We start from the raw sequence: 201 nt of genomic DNA, 5'->3' as shown, positions 1-201 counted from the left end.
GCTTTTTGAGATGGCGCGATTCCGGACGGAAAACCGCTTCGCACTTTTCCTGGAATTGCTTTTTGAGATGACGCGATTCCGGACGGAAAACCGCTTCGCACTTTTCCTGGAATTGCTTTTTGAGATGGCGCGATTCCGGACGGAAAACCGCTTCGCACTTTTCCTGGAATTGCTTTTTGAGATGACGCGATTCCGGACGGA

At 50.7% G+C, this 201-nt stretch carries 1 protein-coding gene; it reads right to left on the bottom strand.

The window, feature by feature from the left end:
* Positions 1–201 (bottom strand): hypothetical protein (locus tag IB262_RS35815; RefSeq protein WP_210337886.1); only part of this gene is annotated, 201 nt, incomplete at both ends.

Source organism: Ensifer sp. ENS02 (assembly GCF_014851885.1).
Classification (GTDB): Bacteria; Pseudomonadota; Alphaproteobacteria; order Rhizobiales; family Rhizobiaceae; genus Ensifer; species Ensifer adhaerens.
This window is presented reverse-complemented; position numbering and strand designations above follow the sequence as displayed.